The 16,086-nt window shown below is 74.9% G+C and carries 12 protein-coding genes; 9 read left to right on the forward strand and 3 right to left on the reverse strand.

The window, feature by feature from the left end:
• Nucleotides 1-132: 132 nt before the first annotated feature.
• Nucleotides 133-1,305: a hypothetical protein gene (locus ACFOW4_RS28025; protein ID WP_377533242.1), complete on the forward strand. Its 1,173-nt coding sequence runs from the start codon at nt 133-135 to the stop codon at nt 1,303-1,305.
• Between the two features lie 78 nt (nt 1,306-1,383).
• Here the strand turns inward: ACFOW4_RS28025 and ACFOW4_RS28030 are convergent, their stop codons facing one another.
• From ACFOW4_RS28030 to ACFOW4_RS28040, 3 genes are all read right to left on the reverse strand, one after another.
• Nucleotides 1,384-1,626, reverse strand: coding sequence for a CPCC family cysteine-rich protein (locus ACFOW4_RS28030; protein WP_377533244.1), 243 nt, complete (start codon nt 1,624-1,626; stop codon nt 1,384-1,386).
• Between the two features lie 25 nt (nt 1,627-1,651).
• The gene (locus tag ACFOW4_RS28035) at nt 1,652-2,551 is read right to left on the reverse strand and encodes an S-adenosyl-l-methionine hydroxide adenosyltransferase family protein (RefSeq protein ID WP_377533246.1); all 900 of its coding nucleotides are present in this window, start codon (nt 2,549-2,551) and stop codon (nt 1,652-1,654) included.
• A 445-nt stretch (nt 2,552-2,996) separates the two neighbouring features.
• Nucleotides 2,997-7,631: an ATP-dependent helicase gene (locus ACFOW4_RS28040; RefSeq protein ID WP_377533248.1), complete on the reverse strand. Its 4,635-nt coding sequence runs from the start codon at nt 7,629-7,631 to the stop codon at nt 2,997-2,999.
• A gap of 180 nt (nt 7,632-7,811) precedes the next feature.
• Between ACFOW4_RS28040 and ACFOW4_RS28045 the strand changes: the two genes are divergently transcribed.
• From ACFOW4_RS28045 to ACFOW4_RS28080, 8 genes are all read left to right on the forward strand, one after another.
• Nucleotides 7,812-8,198 (forward strand): hypothetical protein, encoded by a 387-nt coding sequence (locus tag ACFOW4_RS28045; protein WP_377533250.1) that lies wholly within the window; start codon nt 7,812-7,814, stop codon nt 8,196-8,198.
• A 262-nt stretch (nt 8,199-8,460) separates the two neighbouring features.
• Entirely contained in the window at nt 8,461-11,295 is a 2,835-nt protein-coding gene (locus tag ACFOW4_RS28050) for a Na+/H+ antiporter subunit A (protein ID WP_377533252.1), read from the forward strand.
• Nucleotides 11,292-11,774, forward strand: a complete 483-nt coding sequence (locus ACFOW4_RS28055) for a Na(+)/H(+) antiporter subunit C (protein ID WP_377533254.1) — start codon at nt 11,292-11,294, stop codon at nt 11,772-11,774. Before ACFOW4_RS28050 ends, ACFOW4_RS28055 begins: the two co-directional genes overlap by 4 nt.
• 37 nt (nt 11,775-11,811) lie before the next feature.
• On the forward strand, nt 11,812-13,317 hold the full coding sequence (locus ACFOW4_RS28060; protein ID WP_377533256.1) for a Na+/H+ antiporter subunit D: 1,506 nt from the start codon (nt 11,812-11,814) through the stop codon (nt 13,315-13,317).
• Entirely contained in the window at nt 13,314-13,928 is a 615-nt protein-coding gene (locus tag ACFOW4_RS28065; RefSeq protein ID WP_377533258.1) for a Na+/H+ antiporter subunit E, read from the forward strand. The genes ACFOW4_RS28060 and ACFOW4_RS28065 overlap by 4 nt, the downstream gene beginning before the upstream one ends.
• Nucleotides 13,925-14,188 (forward strand): monovalent cation/H+ antiporter complex subunit F, encoded by a 264-nt coding sequence (locus ACFOW4_RS28070; protein ID WP_377533260.1) that lies wholly within the window; start codon nt 13,925-13,927, stop codon nt 14,186-14,188. The genes ACFOW4_RS28065 and ACFOW4_RS28070 overlap by 4 nt, the downstream gene beginning before the upstream one ends.
• A gap of 5 nt (nt 14,189-14,193) precedes the next feature.
• The gene (gene mnhG, locus ACFOW4_RS28075; RefSeq protein ID WP_377533262.1) at nt 14,194-14,529 is read left to right on the forward strand and encodes a monovalent cation/H(+) antiporter subunit G; all 336 of its coding nucleotides are present in this window, start codon (nt 14,194-14,196) and stop codon (nt 14,527-14,529) included.
• Between the two features lie 193 nt (nt 14,530-14,722).
• Nucleotides 14,723-16,075, forward strand: a complete 1,353-nt coding sequence (locus ACFOW4_RS28080) for a hemolysin family protein (protein ID WP_377533264.1) — start codon at nt 14,723-14,725, stop codon at nt 16,073-16,075.
• The last annotated feature ends 11 nt before the right edge of the window (nt 16,076-16,086 follow it).

Consider the following 16,086-nt stretch of genomic DNA (forward strand, 5'->3'; position numbering starts at 1 on the left):
CACCAACCCGTGAAACCGCTCCACCGCAACAAACGCCACCGAACCTAACAAAGCACTACTAGTTGTCGTACCACCCGATCCGTCGCCCTCGCCGCCACCCTCATCCTCGCCGCCGCCCTCGTCCCCGCGGCCATGCCCGTCCCCGCCACCCCCGCCGCCCCGGTCACCCTCACCGCCGCCACCGCGGGCGGCGACCGGTGGAGCGCCGACCTCTCCACGCTCGACCGCGACGACGTCAACGTCCGCCGTACCGCCGCCGGTCTGCGCCTGCGCGACGCCCGCTCCGCCGCAGGCAGCCCGCGCAGTCCGCACAGCGCGCACGCCGAGGGGATGCTGCTGACCGTCCCGCGTACCCTCCGCCGCCCGGCCACCCGGGTCACCGCCGAGATCACCGCCCAGGTCCCCGCGGGCGCCACCGTGGAGGCCCACGTCCGCGGCTGGCGCGGCAGCGGCTGGACCGAGTGGCGGGCCGCGACCGCCGGCGCGGTCTTCGACCGGCCGGTCACCCGGGTGCAGGCCCGGGTGGTGCTGACCGCCCGCGCGTCTGGCGTTACCCCGACGGTACGCGGCGTCCAGCTCACCGCCGACGCCGTCGCCGCCGTCTCCGCCGCCACCCCGGGCCTCACCTACCGGGTGTACGCCACCCGGATCGGGCTGGTCGGCGAGGTGACCGCCAACGGCCGCACCGTGCAGCCGCGCGACCACTTCGCGGCGCTGCCGTCGCGGCGCGGCCTCAGCCCGCTGGGCAGCGGCGACTACACCGTGCGGGTCTGCACGACCAGCGGTGCCCGCTGCGAGTACGCCCCGGTCTGGGACGTCGGGCCGTGGAACACCCGCGACGACTACTGGAACCCGAGCGCCGTCCGGGAGAACTGGAAGAACCTGCCGCAGGGCCGACCCGAGGCGCAGGCCGCCTACCAGTCCGGCTACAACGGCGGACGTGACCAGTTCGGCCGGACCGTGCTCAACCCGGCCGGCATCGACCTCGCCGACGGCACCTTCTGGGACGGGTTACGGCTCACCACGAACGCCTGGGTGGACGTCGCGTACCTGTGGACCGGCGGCGGGCCGCGCGGCGTGGTCGGCGACGGACCGCTGAACATCCGCACCGGCGCGAGCACCGCGTACCCGACCCGCGGCCTCGCCGCCCGCTTCGCCAACGTGCCGATCCAGTGCTACGTGACGGGCCAGTCGGTGGCCGGCCCCTACCGCACCACCACCCGGTGGAACCGCCTGGCCAGTGGGCAGTACGTCAGCCACGCGTACATCTCCGCCGTCTACGGCGGCACCGTGCCGGTCTGCTGACGGGCCCGCTGCCCGGATTGGGCGGCGGGCGGTTGGTGAGCGTCCGGCGCGTATGCCGCGCGGCCGGTCGCTGCCTCGTCAGGGGCGCTCGTGGGGCAGGGCCGGGCGCACGGTCTCCTGGTAGCGCGGGTGACTGGCCCCGTAGACGGCGTAGTTGAGCCGGGCGTGCGTCAGGCTCAGGTCGCCATTGGGCCCGCCGCGCACCATGTCGGCGTCGGTGTCGGACTGACCGTCGTCGGTCCAGAAGCAGACCGGGCACGTCCCGCCACCGGTCCGGGAGGCGCAGCAGGGACAGGCCACGGGAACCACGTGTTCACCCACCCGGGAAGCATTCCACAGTCGAATATCAGGCGGCGACCCGCAGCAGGTCGCCGGGGGACACCCCGAGCAGGTCCGCCGCGCGCCCACCGTTGACCGCCACCGCGACCAGCCCGGCGGAGTCCACGTACACCACCAGCGCGCCGACCGGGACGTCGCCGAAGGTCCGCCCGCGCCTGGCCACCCACCCGCCGTCCGGCCCCCCGGCAACCGGCTCCCGGGGAGCGTCGGTCGGCCGGTCCGGCGCCGTGGCTCGGGCCGGGTCCGTCGGTCCGGTCGGGTCCGTCGGTCTGGTCGGGCCGGTCGGGTGTACCCGGAGCGTTCCGGGCAGCGGGTCGAGCCGGTCGGCCGGGGCGGCGAGCTGCACGTTGCCGAAGTGGTCCACGGTCAGCACCTGCGCGGTGAAGCCGTCGGCGTCCACATCCAGCACCGGTGCGGGCAGCCGGACCAGGCCCGCCGGGTCGACCGGCGTGCCCGCCTCGGCCAGCCGCGCACCGAGCGCCAGCCGGGCCGCCACCGGGGCGAAGACATCCCTGCCGTGGAACGTGCCGGAGACCCGTTCCGCCAGCCAGCGCGGCTCGGTCAGCTCCACCGCCGCCGTCACCCCGCCCAGCGCGTCGGCGGCTTCCGGCAGCAGCCCGTTGTCCGGCCCCACGAGCAGCCCGGCCGGGGTGGCCAGCGCCACGCCGCGCCGGGCGGTGCCGACCCCCGGGTCGACCACAGCGACGTGCACCCCCACCGGCAGGTACGGCACCGTCTGCGCCAACACGGCGGCACCCCGGCGGACGTCGGCCGGCGGCACCAGATGGGTCACGTCGATGACCCGGGCCGTCGGTGCGATCCGGGCGATCACCCCGTGGCAGGCGGCCACGAAGCCGTCGGTGAGACCGTAGTCGGTGGTCAGCGAGATCCAGGGCACGGCGGACATGTCCGCAGGCTAACCCCGGTCGCCGGTGTCCCGCCCCGACGTCGCGCCCGAGTGCGGCGTTCCAGCGGCGATGCGGCAGCTCCAGCTCGTCGTGCAGCGGGAAACGAGAAGATCCTCGCCGACCTCCGCTGACCCACCCGCCCCGCCGGCCGTCCCGTCCCGGCGGGCCGGCCGCCGCCCATGATCGACTCGGTTTGCAGGATGTCGCGGTATCCGAGAGCGCGGGACACCCCGATTTGCAGGATCCCGAGTGGACCTTGCCCGGTGGCCCGGTGGCCCGGTGGCCCGGTGGCCCGGTGGCCCGGTGGCCCGGTGGCCCGTGGCCGGGTGGCCCCGGTGGCCCCGGTGGCCCGTGGTCCCGGTGTTCCCGGCGGTCCCGGTGGTCCGGGGGTCGGGTCGCTCGCGTTGCGTGCGGGGCGTCGCGTCGGCCCGGGCTAGTGGCAGGTCAGCCGCGTAGGCGCAGGCCACGTGGGGTGGCCCGGAAGCCGGCGGCGGTCAGCGCGTCGCGCAGCGGAGATGAGTGCACCGCCTCGCCGTCGGCCCGCTCCACCGACATCGCACCCAACGCTCCGGAGTGGACGGCATCGGCGAGCGCCTTGCCTGCGCCGGCCAGCGCGTCGGCGTCGTCGACGAAGGAGAGCAGCGTGCGGCCACCGCGTTCCACGTAGAGCACCAGATCGCCGTTGACCAGCACCACCAGGGCGCCCGCCTTGCGCCCGGCCCGGTGCCCGGTCGCCGGGGCGGCACCGTCGCCCGAGTCGACCACCCGCTCTGGCCAGGGCAGTGCCGCGCCGTACGGGTTGGCCGGGTCGGTGGCGGCGAGCACCAGGGTCGGCCCGCCACGGCTGCGCGCCCCGTCGGCCGGCTCGGCCAGCGCCCGCAGCCGGTCGACCGCGCCCGGCACCGCGAACTGTGCGGCGCCCAGCCCCTCCACGAAGTAGCCCCGCCGGGCCGCGCCGCGCTCCTCCAGCGCCGACAGCACCGGGTAGACCGCGGCGAAGCCGCCGACGACCTGCTCGGCCATCACCGCGCCGCGGGTGACCACGCCGTGTCGTTCGAGCAGCACGTCGGCCAGGGCGGCGGCGCGCCGGGTGGGGTCGAGATCCCGTTCGGGAAGCCGCGACCAGCGGCCGGCCACGGTCGGCGGGCCGCCGCGGGTGGGCAGCGCCACCCGGCCCGGGCGCCGGTAGCGGGTGCGCGGCGCGGACGGGCGGGAGCGGTGCGCCCCGCCGGCGCCGAGCACCGCGCGCAGCGGAGCCAGGGTGTCGTTGGTGAGGTGACCGGCCCAGACCAGGTCCCAGATCACCGCGGTCAGCGCGGCGTCGTCGGTCGAGCCGACCCGGTCGGCCAGCGGTCGGAAGAAGAGCGCCTGCCCGTCGCCGAGCGCGTCGAGCACCGCGTCGTGCAGCGGGGTACGGGTCAGCGCCTCGTCCGGCGGTGGCAGCAGCAGCGGCGCGGTGTCGGCGTACGCGAGGGTGACCCAGCCGTCGCCGCCGGAGATCGCCCCGGAACCGGCCCAGAGCACCTCGCCGCTGGCGCAGAGCTCGTCGAGCTGGGCGGGGGAGTAGTCGGCCACCCGGCCGGGCAGCACCAGCCGTTCCAGCGCGGACGCCGGCACCGCCGCGCCCTGCAACTGCTCGACGGTCGCGGCGAGCGCCTCCACTCCCCGGGCGGAGGAGCCGACCTGCTGCCAGCGGGGCAGGAACGCGGCCAGCGCCCGGGGCGGCACCGGCTCGATCTCCCGGCGTAGTGCCGCGAGCGAGCGGCGGCGCAGCAGCCGCAGCACCTCCGCGTCGCACCACTGGGCGCCGGTCGAGTCGGGGGTGAACTCGCCGGAGACCACCCGGCCGGTGGCGGCCAGCCGGCGCAGCGTCTGCTCGACCACGAACACGCCGAGCCCGAACCGGGCCGCGCAGCTTGCGGCGGTGAACGGCCCGTGGGTACGGGCGTAGCGGGCGACCAGGTCGCCGAGTGGGTCGGCCACCGGGGCCAGGTACGCCTCGGCAACTCCGACGGGCAGCGCCACGCCGAGCGCGTCGCGCAGCCGCGCCGCGTCCTCGACGCCCACCCATCGTTCCTCGCCGGCGACCCGGACCCGCAGCACCCGCCGGGCCGCCTCCAGGTCGGTCAGCCAGGTCTCCGGCACGCCCCGCTCGGTCAGCTCGGTCGCGCTCAGGTCGCCGACCACCCGCAGCAGCTCGACCACGTCCTCCGCGTCGCGGGCGCGGCGCTGCTCGGTCAGCCAGCGCAGTTGCCGGTCGGTCTCGGAGAGCACCGCCGGGTCGAGCAGTTCGCGCAGGTCGACCCGGCCGAGCAGCTCCCCGAGGAGCGTGGAGTCGAGGGCAAGCGCGGCGGCGCGCCGCTCGGCGAGGGGGGCGTCGCCCTCGTACAGGAACGAGCCGACGTAGCCGAAGAGCAGTGACCGGGCGAACGGGGAGGGCTGGCTGGTCTCCACCTCGACCAGCCGGACCTTGCGGGCGGCCAGGTCCCGCATCAACCCAGCCAGCGCCGGCTGGTCGAACACGTCCTGGAGGCACTCCCGGGCGGCCTCCAGGGTGACCGGGAAGTCGGCGTACTCGCGGGCCACGTCGAGCAGTTGCGCGGCGCGCTGGCGCTGCTGCCAGAGCGGCTGCCGACGGCGCGGGTCGCGGCGGGGCAGCAGCAGGGACCGGGCGGCGCACTCGCGGAACCGGGCGGCGAAGAGCGCGGAGGTGCCGACCGACTCCTCGACCAGCTGGGCGATCTCGTCGGGCTCGAAGACGACCACGTCGGCGCCGGGCGGCTCCTCGGCCGTGTCCGGAAGGCGCACCACGATGCCGTCGTCGGAGGGCATCACCTGGGCGTCCACCCCGTACCGCTCGGCCAGCCGGCGGCCGACCGCCAGGGCCCACGGCCCGTTGACCCGGGCGCCCAGCACGCTGTGCACGGCCAACCGCCAGTCGCCCAGCTCGTCGCGGAAGCGCTCGACGACGATCGTGCGGTCGTCGGGCAGCGAGCGGGTGGCCTCCCGCTGCTCGCGCAGGTACGCCATGAGGTTGCCGGCGGCCCAGTCGTCCAGCCCGCCGTCGCGCAGCGCGGCCAGCGCCGCCTCGTCGGTCTGCTTGAGCAGGGCCCGGACCCGGGCGCCGATGGCCCGGCCCAGCTCCACCGGCCGGCCCAACTGGTCGCCCTTCCAGAACGGCATCCGGGCGGCCTGCCCCGGGGCCGGTGACACCAGCACCCGGTCGGGGGTGATCTCCTCGATGCGCCAGGAGGAGGAGCCGAGCAGGAAGACGTCCCCGACCCGTGACTCGTAGACCATCTCCTCGTCCAGCTCGCCGACCCGGGCGGCCCGCTCGGCGCCGGCCAGGAAGACGCCGAACAGACCGCGGTCGGGGATGGTGCCGCCGCTGGTGACCGCCAGGCGTTGCGCGCCGGGGCGGCCGGTGAGCACGTCGGTGGCCCGGTCCCAGACGAGCCGGGGGCGCAGCTCGGCGAACGCGGTGGACGGGTAGCGGCCGGAGAGCATGTCGAGCACGGCGTGCAGCGCGGAGTCGGGCAGCTCCGCGAAGGGCGCGGCCCGGCGGACCAGCACGGCCAGATCGCCGACCGGCCACGGCTCCAGCGCGACCATCGCGACGATCTGCTGGGCCAGCACGTCCAGTGGGTTGCGCGGGTAGTGCAGCTCCTCGATGGCGCCCTCGGTCATGCGCTCGGCGACCACCGCGCAGGAGAGCAGGTCGCCGCGGTGCTTGGGGAAGACCACGCCCCGGGAAACCGCGCCCACCTGGTGCCCGGCCCGGCCGACGCGCTGCAGGCCGGCGGCCACGCTCGGCGGCGCCTCGATCTGCACCACCAGGTCGACCGCGCCCATGTCAATGCCCAGCTCCAGGCTGGAGGTGGCCACGACGGCCGGAAGCTGGCCGGACTTGAGCGCCTCTTCGATGTGCTTGCGCTCCTCGCGGGAGACGCTGCCGTGGTGGGCCCGGGCGATCACCGGCGCCGCTCCGGTGGCGGCACCGGACTGCGCCATCACCTCCGCCGGCGGACGGTTGCCCCGGCCCGGCCCGGCCGGACCGCCCCACCGCTGCGCGCCGCCCGCCGCGCCGTCGTCCGCCGGCGACCCCTCGGGTACGCCGGCCGCCTCCTCGGCGGCCAACTCGTTGAGCCGGGCGCAGAGCCGTTCGGCGCTGCGTCGGGAGTTGGTAAAGACGATGGTCGAGCGGTGCGCGCCGATGAGCTGGAAGACGCGCTCCTCCACCGCCGGCCAGATCGAGGCGCGGCGCGGCCCGGGGCCGCCGAGGTCGTCCTCCGGTGGTTGCTCGTGCTCGTCGAGGCGGGTCATGTCCTCCACCGGCACCTGGACGCTGACCTCGATGGTCTTCGGGGTGGCCGGCTGCACCACGTCGACCGGTCGGGCACCGCCGAGGAACCGGGCGCAGGCGTCGATCGGTCGGACCGTCGCGGAGAGGCCGATCCGCTGCGCCGGGGTGGGCAGCAGCTCGTCGAGGCGCTCCAGCGAGAGGGCGAGGTGGGCGCCGCGCTTGCTGCCGGCCACCGCGTGCACCTCGTCGACAATCACCGTCTGCACGCCGCGCAGCGAATCCCGTGCGGCGGAGGTGAGCAGCAGGAAAAGCGACTCGGGTGTGGTGATGAGGATGTCGGGCGGGGTGCGGGCGAAGGCCCGGCGCTCGTCGGCGGGGGTGTCGCCGGTGCGCATGCCGACGGTGATGTCGGGCGGGGCGACGCCGAGCCGGGTGGCGGCCTGCCGGATCCCGGCCAGGGGGGCGCGCAGGTTGCGCTCCACGTCGACGGCGAGCGCCTTGAGCGGGCTGACGTAGAGCACCCGGCAGCGCTGCCGGGCGTCGGCCGGGGCGGGCTCGCGGCCCAGCCGGTCCAGCGACCAGAGGAAGGCCGCGAGGGTCTTGCCGGAGCCGGTGGGGGCCACGACGAGGGCGTTGCGGCCGGCGGCGACCGAGCGCCAGGCGCCGGCCTGTGCGGCGGTGGGTGCGGCGAATGCGGCGTCGAACCAGGCCCGGGTCGCCGGGCCGAACCCGGCAAGCACCTCGCCGTCGTCGCCCCGCTTGCCCGCATCCGTCACGCGTCCAATAGTGCCCCGCAGGTACGACAACCACGACCGCCCGCAGGTGGATCATGTCCGGGTGTGACTCTTAAGCGTCGGATGCGCGCTTAACGCGTTAAGTCTCACTTAACTGCTTGCTTCTGAGGAGCAACGTAAAGTAACTTCACTCGCAACGCGAATCAGGGGTGGGGGGATCGGATGGCCGTCGAGGAGCGGAACGTCGAACCCGGCACCGACGTCCTGATCCGCAAGGTCGACGGTCACCTCGCCGCGCTCCGCGCGGGCCTGCACGGCCCCGAGTTGGAGCTCGCCGAACGCCTCGCCCGCTGCCTGCGGGAGCTGGTCGTCTCCACCGCCCAGGCCAGCGCCGCCGACCGGGGGCAGGTGCGGGCGGCCGTGCACTACTTCGTGCTGCGTCGCGAGAGCCGCGGTCGGCTGCTGTCGGTCCGCTCGCTGGCCGCCGCCGAGCGGGTGGTCGGCCGGGTCGCACGCCAGCTCGGCCGGGGCGACCTGCTGGCCGACCTCCGCCGCGACCGCCCGGCCCCCGACGACGCGCTGCCCATCGGCGACGCCGCCCTCCGCTGACCCGCCCCGGCCCCGCCGTCAGCACCGGCCCCGCCGTCAGCACCGGCCCCGCCGTCAGCACCGGCCCCGCCGTCAGCACCGGCCCCGACGTCAGCCCCGGCCGCCGCCCCTGGATCCCGGGCCGGCCACCCCAACCGGAACCCACCGAGGCCGACTCGGCGGCCATTTCCGGCAAAACGCCCCGCAGTGCGACGAACTGGCGTCTGATCGCTCGTAGACGCCACGGCAGGACCGGCGTCGGCCACCTCGACCGGGAGCGCGGGTGCTGGTACTGCTCATCCTCCACCTCGTGGCGGCCCTCGTCGCGCCGCTGCTGGTCGGGCGGTGGGGTCCGCGTGCGTGTTATCCGCTGGCGCTGGCCCCGGCCGCCGCGTTCGTTTGGGCGCTGGCCCGCACCCCCGCCGTGCGGGACGGCGGGGCGGTGGTGGAGACGTACCCGTGGATCCGGCAGCTCGGGCTGGACGTCGCGCTGCGGCTCACGACGCTCTCCTGGCTGATGACCCTGCTGGTCGGCGGCGTCGGCGCCCTGGTGCTGGTCTACTCCGCCCGGTACTTCAGCGCCGGCTCGGTCGGCCTGGCCCGGTTCGCCGGGGTGCTGGTCGCCTTCGCCGGCGCGATGCTCGTCCTGGTCCTCGCCGACGACCTGCTGCTGCTCTACGTCGGCTGGGAGCTGACCACGATCTTCTCGTACCTGCTGATCGGGCACAGCACCGAGCGGCGGTCCAGCCGGTGGGCGGCGGCCCAGGCGTTGACCGTCACCACGCTGGGCGGGCTGGCCATGCTGGTCGGGTTCATCCTGCTCGGCGAGCACGCCGACACCTACCGCTGGTCCGAGATCGCCGCCCGACCGCTGCCCGCCGGCGGCTACCTGGTGACCGCGGTGCTGCTGATCCTCGTCGGGGCGCTGTCCAAGTCGGCGGTGCTGCCGTTCAGCTCGTGGCTGCCGGTGGCGATGGCGGCACCCACCCCGGTCAGCGCGTACCTGCACGCCGCCGCCATGGTCAAGGCCGGCGTCTACCTGGTGGGGCTGCTCGCGCCGGTGCTCGCCACGGTGGGGCCGTGGCGCCCGGTGGTGCAGGTCGCCGGCCTGGCCACCATGCTGGTCGGCGGCTGGGCGGCGCTGCGGCAGACGGACCTCAAGCTGCTGCTGGCGTACGGCACGGTCAGCCAGCTCGGCCTGCTGGTCGCGGTGACCGGGGCGGGCACTCCGGACGCCGCTCTCGCCGGGGCCGCCATGCTGCTGGCGCACGCGCTGTTCAAGGCGGCGCTCTTCCTGGTCGTCGGCGTGATCGACCACGGCGCCGGCACCCGCGACCTGCGGGAACTCTCCGGCCTGCGGCACTGGTCCCGGCCGCTGTTCCTGGTCGCGTTGCTGGCCGCGGCGTCCATGGCCGGCGTACCGCCGCTGGTCGGCTTCGTCGCCAAGGAGGCGGTGTTCGCGGCGTTCACCGACCACCCCGTCGTCCTCACCGGGCTGGTGGCCGGCACCGTGCTGACCGTCGCGTACAGCGCCCGCTTCCTCTGGGGCGCGTTCGCCGACCGGCCGGGCGTTTCGCCGGTCCGGGCGGGCCGGATCGCCGCGCCGATGCTGGTCCCCCCGGCGCTGCTGGCCGGCGTCGGGCTGCTCGCCGGACCGGCCGCCGGCGTGCTGGACAGCGTGCTGCGTCCGTACCCCGGCCTGTTCGGGAAGGTCGACGCGCACCTGGCGCTCTGGCCGGGACCCACCCCGGCGGTCGGCCTGTCGGTGGTGGCGCTGGTGGGCGGCGGCCTGCTCTTCGCGCTGCGCGGGCCGCTCGCCCCGGCGCTGGCCCGGCTCCGTGCGCCGGTCGGCGGCAACCAGGGGTACGAGTGGGTCGTCGGCCGGTTCGACCGGCTGGCCATCGAGGTCACCGGCGCGACCCAGCGCGGGTCCCTGCCGCAGTACCTCGGCACCATCCTGGTCGTCCTGGTGCTGCTGCCCGGCGGTGCGATGCTCGCCGCCGGACCGTGGCGGGCCCGGATCCCCCTCTGGGACACCCCACTGCAACCGGTGCTCGGGCTGGTGATCGGCGTCGCGGCGGTGCTGGCGGTCGGCGCCCGACGCCGGCTGACCGCGATGCTGCTGGTGGGCACGACCGGTTACGGCACGGCGATGCTCTTCCTGCTGCACGGCGCGCCCGATCTGGCGCTGACCCAGTTTTTGGTCGAGACCGCGACGATCGCGGTCTTCGTGCTGGTCCTGCGTCGGCTGCCCGAGCGGTTCTCGGCCCGTCCGCTGCGTCGCAGCCGGTGGGCCCGCCGGGTGATCGGGGTGGCGGTGGGGGTGGTGACGGCCGGGCTGGCCCTGACCGCCGCCGCTGCCCGTCGGGCACCGGAGATCTCCGCGGTCTTTCCCGACCTGGCGGTGGCCCAGGGGTACGGCCGCAATGTCGTCAACGTGACCCTGGTCGACATCCGGGCCTGGGACACCATGGGCGAGCTGGCGGTGCTCGTGGTGGCCGCGACGGGGGTGGCGAGCCTGGTCTTCGAGCGCTCCCGCACCGGGCCGCGACCCCGCAGACCGGAACCGTCCAGGCAGGCGGACGAGCCGGACCGGTCGCTCTGGCTGCGCGGCGGACCCACCCTGCAGGAGGGTCGCCGCTCGATCGTCCTGGAGGTGGTGACCCGGCTGATCTTCCACACGGTGGTGCTGTTCTCCCTCTTCCTGCTCCTCTCCGGGCACAACGCGCCGGGTGGCGGCTTCGCCGGCGGGCTGGTCGCCAGCCTCGCCCTGGTGGTGCGCTACCTGGCCGGCGGCCGGTACGAGCTGGCCGAGGCGGCGCCGATCGGTGCGGGCGCCGTCCTGGGCGCGGGTCTGGCGATCTCGGTGGGCACCGGGGTGGTGGCGCTGCTGACCGGCGGGTCGGTGCTGGAGAGCGCCCGGGTCGACCTCTCGCTGCCGGTGATCGGCGACTTCTACCTGGTGACGTCGCTCTTCTTCGACGTCGGGGTGTACCTGGTCGTGGTCGGGCTGATGCTCGACATCCTGCGCAGCCTGGGAGCCGAGGTGGACCGGCACATCGAGGCCAGCGGCACCACCGTGGGCGGGCTCGCCGTCGACAAGGGCAGGCGGGCATGACCTCCGGCGGCGCGGGGCCGACGCTGGTGCTGGTGCTCACCGTCGGGGTGCTGGTCGGCTGCGGGGTGACCCTGCTGCTGGAGCGCAGCCTGACCCGGATCCTGCTCGGCGTCGTGCTGACCGGCAACGGGGTCAACCTGCTGATCCTGCTGGGTGGCCGGTCCGGCGGGGCGCCGATCGTCGGCACCGCGCCGGCGGACGGGATGAGCGATCCACTGCCGCAGGCCATGGTGCTGACCGCCATCGTGATCACCTTCGGGCTGACCGCGTTCCTGCTCGCCGTCGCGTACCGCAGCTGGTATCTCACCGGGGACGACGAGGTCCCCGACGACCTGGAGGACCGGCAGATCGCCCGCCGGGCCGAGCGCAACGAGGTGGGCACCGCCGACCTCGGAGGGGAGGGCCCGGACGGCGACCCGGAGCAGGTCGACCCGGAGCCGGCGCGGCACCGGCCGCCGCGCGGGGACGGCGTGGAATGACCGGGCCCGCCCGACCCGGCCCCGATCGGGGTACGCGATGAGCGCCCTGCTGCCGCTGCCGGTGGTGGTGCCGCTGCTCGGCGCGGCGCTGACCCTGCTGCTGGCCGGCCGCCCGCTGTGGCAGCGGTCGGTCAGCGTGCTCTGCCTGACCACCACCCTCACCGTGGCGGTGCTGCTGCTGGTGCAGGCGTACCGGCACGGGCCGGTGGTGCTGGCGGTCGGCGCCTGGCCCGCTCCGGTCGGCATCGTGCTGGTCGCCGACCAGCTCGCCGCGCTGATGCTGGTGGTCTCCTCGGCGGTCACGCTCTGCGTGCTGCTCTACTCGATCGGCCAGGGCCGGGGGGAGACCGGCGAGAGCACGCCAGTGACCATCTTCCACCCGACCTACCTGGTGCTGACCGCCGGCGTCACCAACGCGTTCCTCGCCGGGGACCTGTTCAACCTGTTCGTCGGTTTCGAGATCCTGCTGGCGGCGAGCTTCGTGCTGATCACCCTGAACGGCACCGAGACCCGGATCCGGACCGGCTCGATGTACGTGGTGGTCAGCATCCTGTCGTCGATGATCTTCCTGGCCGCGGTGGGCCTGGTGTACGCGGCCACCGGGACCCTCAACCTGGCCCAGCTGGCCGGGCGTCTGGACGACCTGCCGGACGGCGTCCGGCTGGCCCTGCAACTGATGCTGCTGGTCGCCTTCGGCATCAAGGCCGCGGCCTTTCCGCTGTCGGCGTGGCTGCCGGACAGCTATCCCACCGCGCCCGCCCCGGTCACCGCCGTCTTCGCCGGGCTGCTCACCAAGGTGGGTGTCTACGCGATCATCCGGACCGAGACGCTGCTCTTCCCCGGCGGGCAGGTCGGGGGGCTGCTCATGGTGGTGGCCGGGCTGACCATGGTGATCGGCATCCTCGGCGCGGTCGCCCAGTCGGACCTGAAGCGGATCTTCTCCTTCACCCTGGTCAGCCACATCGGCTACATGATCTTCGGAGTGGCGTTGAGCACCGTCGCCGGCCTCTCCGGCGCGATCTTCTACGTGGTGCACCACATCACCATCCAGACCACGCTGTTCCTGGTCGCCGGGCTGGTCGAGCTGCGTGCCGGCAGCACCGACCTGCGCCGCGTCGGCGGGCTGGCCCGGGTGGCGCCGCTGCTGGCCGTGCTGTTCTTCGTTCCGGCGATGAACCTCGCCGGAGTGCCGCCGTTCTCCGGCTTCCTGGGCAAGCTCGGCCTGCTCCAGGCCGGCGTCGCCTCCGGCGGGGTGCTGCCCGCGGTGCTGGTCGGGGCGGGAGCGCTGACCAGCCTGCTCACCCTGTACGTCGCCTCCCGGGTGTGGAACATCGCGTTCTGGCGTGCACCCCGGCTGGCCACCGGTGAACCGGCCGTCCGGCTGCCCACGCTGATGGTCGGGGCGACCGTCGCGCTGGTCGTGTTCGGGCTGGTGCTCACCGTGCTGGCCGGTCCGCTCTTCGACGTCACCGTCGACGCGGCCACCGACCTGCGCTCGCGTACCCCGTACCTGCGGGCCGTGCTGCCGGACGGCCCACCGTGAGCCGGCCCGACGGGCCGGAGCCCGGGCCGGGCGTCGCCGCCGACCCGCCGCCGCGCCGCCGGGCCGGACGCTGGCGGGACCAGGCGCTGGCGCTCGGCTGGCTGGTGCTGGTGTGGAACCTGCTCTGGGGCGAGGTCAGCTGGGGCAACCTGGTCGGCGGGCTGGTCGTCGGCGGCGCGGTGCTGCTGTTCTTCCCACTGCCGCCGGTCACCTTCGGTGGCCGGTTGCGCCCCCGGGCGCTGCTCGCGTTCGCGCTCCGGTTCGCCGGCGAGCTGGTCGACGCCAGCCTGCGGGTGGCCTGGATCGCCGTGCGGCCCGGCTACCGGCCGCGCGGGGCGATCCTCGGGGTGCGGCTGCGGGTGCCGACCGACCTGAACCTGGCGCTCACCGCGGAGGCGATCTCGCTGGTGCCCGGCACGCTCATCGTCGAGGTGGACCGGGAGAGCGGCACCCTCTACCTGCACGTGCTGAACGTGCGGGGGCCGGCGGACCTGACCAGCGCCCGGGCCCGGACCCTCGCCGTCGAACGGCGGATCGTCCGGGCGGTGGGCTCCGCCGCCGAGGTACGCCGCCTGCACACCGAACCCGTCGAGAAGGGAAACCGACCGTGACCACGTTCCTCGCCGCCGTGCTGACCACTCTGTTCTCGGTGACCGCGCTGCTCGTGCTGGTCCGGCTCTACCGGGGGCCGTCGCTGCTGGACCGGGTGATCGCCGCCGACATGCTGCTGGCCACCATGGTCGGCGCGGTGGGCGCCGAGGCCGCGGTCAACCGGCACGCCACGACCCTGCCGGTGCTCGTGGTGCTCTCCCTGCTGGGCTTCGTCGGCTCGGTGTCGCTGGTCCGCTTCGCCGTCCGGGAACGGGTGTGACCGGGATGACCGCCGCAGCGGTCGCGGACTGGCTGGGCGGCGTCTGCCTGGTGGCCGGCGCGCTGCTCAGCCTGGCCGCCGGCGTCGGCGTCCTGCGCCTGCCCGACGTGCTGGCCCGGATGCACGCGGCCACCAAGCCGCAGGTGCTCGGCGTGCTGCTGCTGCTGATCGGCGTCGCGCTGCGGCTGCGCAGCCCGGTCGACGTGGGCATGATCGCCCTGGTGGCGCTCTTCCAACTGACCACCGCGCCGGTCGCCGCGCAGTTGATCGGGCGAGCCGCGTACCGTTCGGGCCAGATCGACCGCGACCTGCTCGACGTCGACGAGTTGGCGGGCCGGTGACCGGGCCGGCGGCGGCCGCGGCGTGGGGCGAACGGGACAAGCGGGAGGCTTCAGCCCACCCTCAGCGAGCTTCCAGCCAGGGCCGATAAAATGGCGGGATGATCGACTCTTCTGCCCAGGAGGGCAGCAGTAGCGAGCCGGGTCGTGCCCGGCATCTTTCCGACCCGACGACCCCGGGAGCCCTGAGCGACCCGTGTTGACCGTCGTTGGTCTCCTTCTGATCATCGTGCTCACCGCCGCCACCGGTTACTTCGTGGCCCAGGAGTTCGGTTACGTCGCCGTGGACCGGGGGAGGCTCCGGCAGCTCGCCGACGACGGCGACGAGGCCGCCGCGCGGGCCCTTGAGGTCACCGGGCGGCTCTCGTTCATGCTCTCCGGCGCCCAGCTCGGCATCACCGTCACCGCCCTGCTGGTCGGTTACGCCGCCGAGCCGTACCTCGGTGCGGGGCTGGCCGAACTGCTCGGCGGTGCCGGCGTGTCCGAGGCGGTCAGCCTGCCCCTGTCGGTGGTGCTCGCCCTGGTCATCGCCACCGCGGTGCAGATGGTCCTCGGTGAGCTGGCCCCCAAGAACCTGGCCATCGCCCGGGCCGTGCCGCTGGCCCGGGCGCTGAGCCGCTCCACCCTGCTGTACCTGGCGATCGCCGGGCCGGTGATCCGGCTCTTCGACCGGGCGTCGGTACGACTGCTGCGCCGGATCGGCATCGAGCCGATCGAGGAACTGCCCAGCGGCGCGACCCCGGAGGACCTGGAACAGATCATCGCCGAGTCCCGCGAGGAGGGCAGCCTGGACGCCGAGATGTCCACGCTGCTCGACCGCGGGCTGGACTTCCGCGAGCTGACCGCCGGCGAGGCCATGGTGCCCCGCGTCGACGTGCACACCGTACGGGCGCACGAGCCGGTGAGCCGGGTGGTCGAGCTGCTGGACACCGGCCACTCCCGCTTCCCCGTGCGCGGTACGGAGGGCGTCGACGACCTGATCGGCGTGGTCGGCATCGCCGACGTGCTCGGGGTGCCACCGCGGGAGCGGGCCACCACCCCGGTGAGCGCGGTGGCCGGCCCGCCGCTGCTGGTGCCGGAGACCCTGCCGCTGCCCACGGTGCTCGACCGGCTGCGTTCCGGGCACCGGCAGATGGCCTGCGTGGTCGACGAGTACGGCGGCTTCGCCGGCGTGATCACGCTGGAGGACATCGCCGAGGAGCTGGTCGGCCCGATCCGGGACGAGGACGACCCGCCCGAGCGGGCCCCGGCCCGCCAGGACGACGGCTCCTGGGTGGTGCCGGCCCGCTGGCGGATCGACGAGGTCGCCGACAGCACCGGCATCTCGCTGCCCGAGGCCCCGGAGTACGACACCCTCTCCGGTCTGGTGATGCGCGAGCTGGGCCGGGTGCCGGAGGTCGGCGACCGGCTGGAGATCAGCCTGCGGCCCGAGGGCACGGAGGCGGAGGACGGCGAGGTGGAGCCCCGGGCACTGGTCGAGGTGCTGGCCGTGGACCGGCACGTGGCCGACTCGGTGCGGCTGCGGCTCAGCGAGGGGCAGCTCCGATGAGCGCGAGGAGT

The organism is Micromonospora sp. GCM10011542 (assembly GCF_042650685.1).
In the GTDB taxonomy this organism is placed as follows: Bacteria; Actinomycetota; Actinomycetes; order Mycobacteriales; family Micromonosporaceae; genus Micromonospora.

Bases quoted from the DNA above. Each gene is read 5' to 3' on its own strand.
- ACFOW4_RS28035 (WP_377533246.1), bottom strand. From the start codon at position 2,551: ATGTCCGCCGTGCCCTGGATCTCGCTGACCACCGACTACGGTCTCACC.
- ACFOW4_RS28060 (WP_377533256.1), top strand. From the start codon at position 11,812: ATGAGCGCCCTGCTGCCGCTGCCGGTGGTGGTGCCGCTGCTCGGCGCG.
- ACFOW4_RS28055 (WP_377533254.1), top strand. From the start codon at position 11,292: ATGACCTCCGGCGGCGCGGGGCCGACGCTGGTGCTGGTGCTCACCGTC.
- ACFOW4_RS28045 (WP_377533250.1), top strand. From the start codon at position 7,812: ATGGCCGTCGAGGAGCGGAACGTCGAACCCGGCACCGACGTCCTGATC.
- mnhG (WP_377533262.1), top strand. From the start codon at position 14,194: ATGACCGCCGCAGCGGTCGCGGACTGGCTGGGCGGCGTCTGCCTGGTG.
- ACFOW4_RS28025 (WP_377533242.1), top strand. From the start codon at position 133: ATGCCCGTCCCCGCCACCCCCGCCGCCCCGGTCACCCTCACCGCCGCC.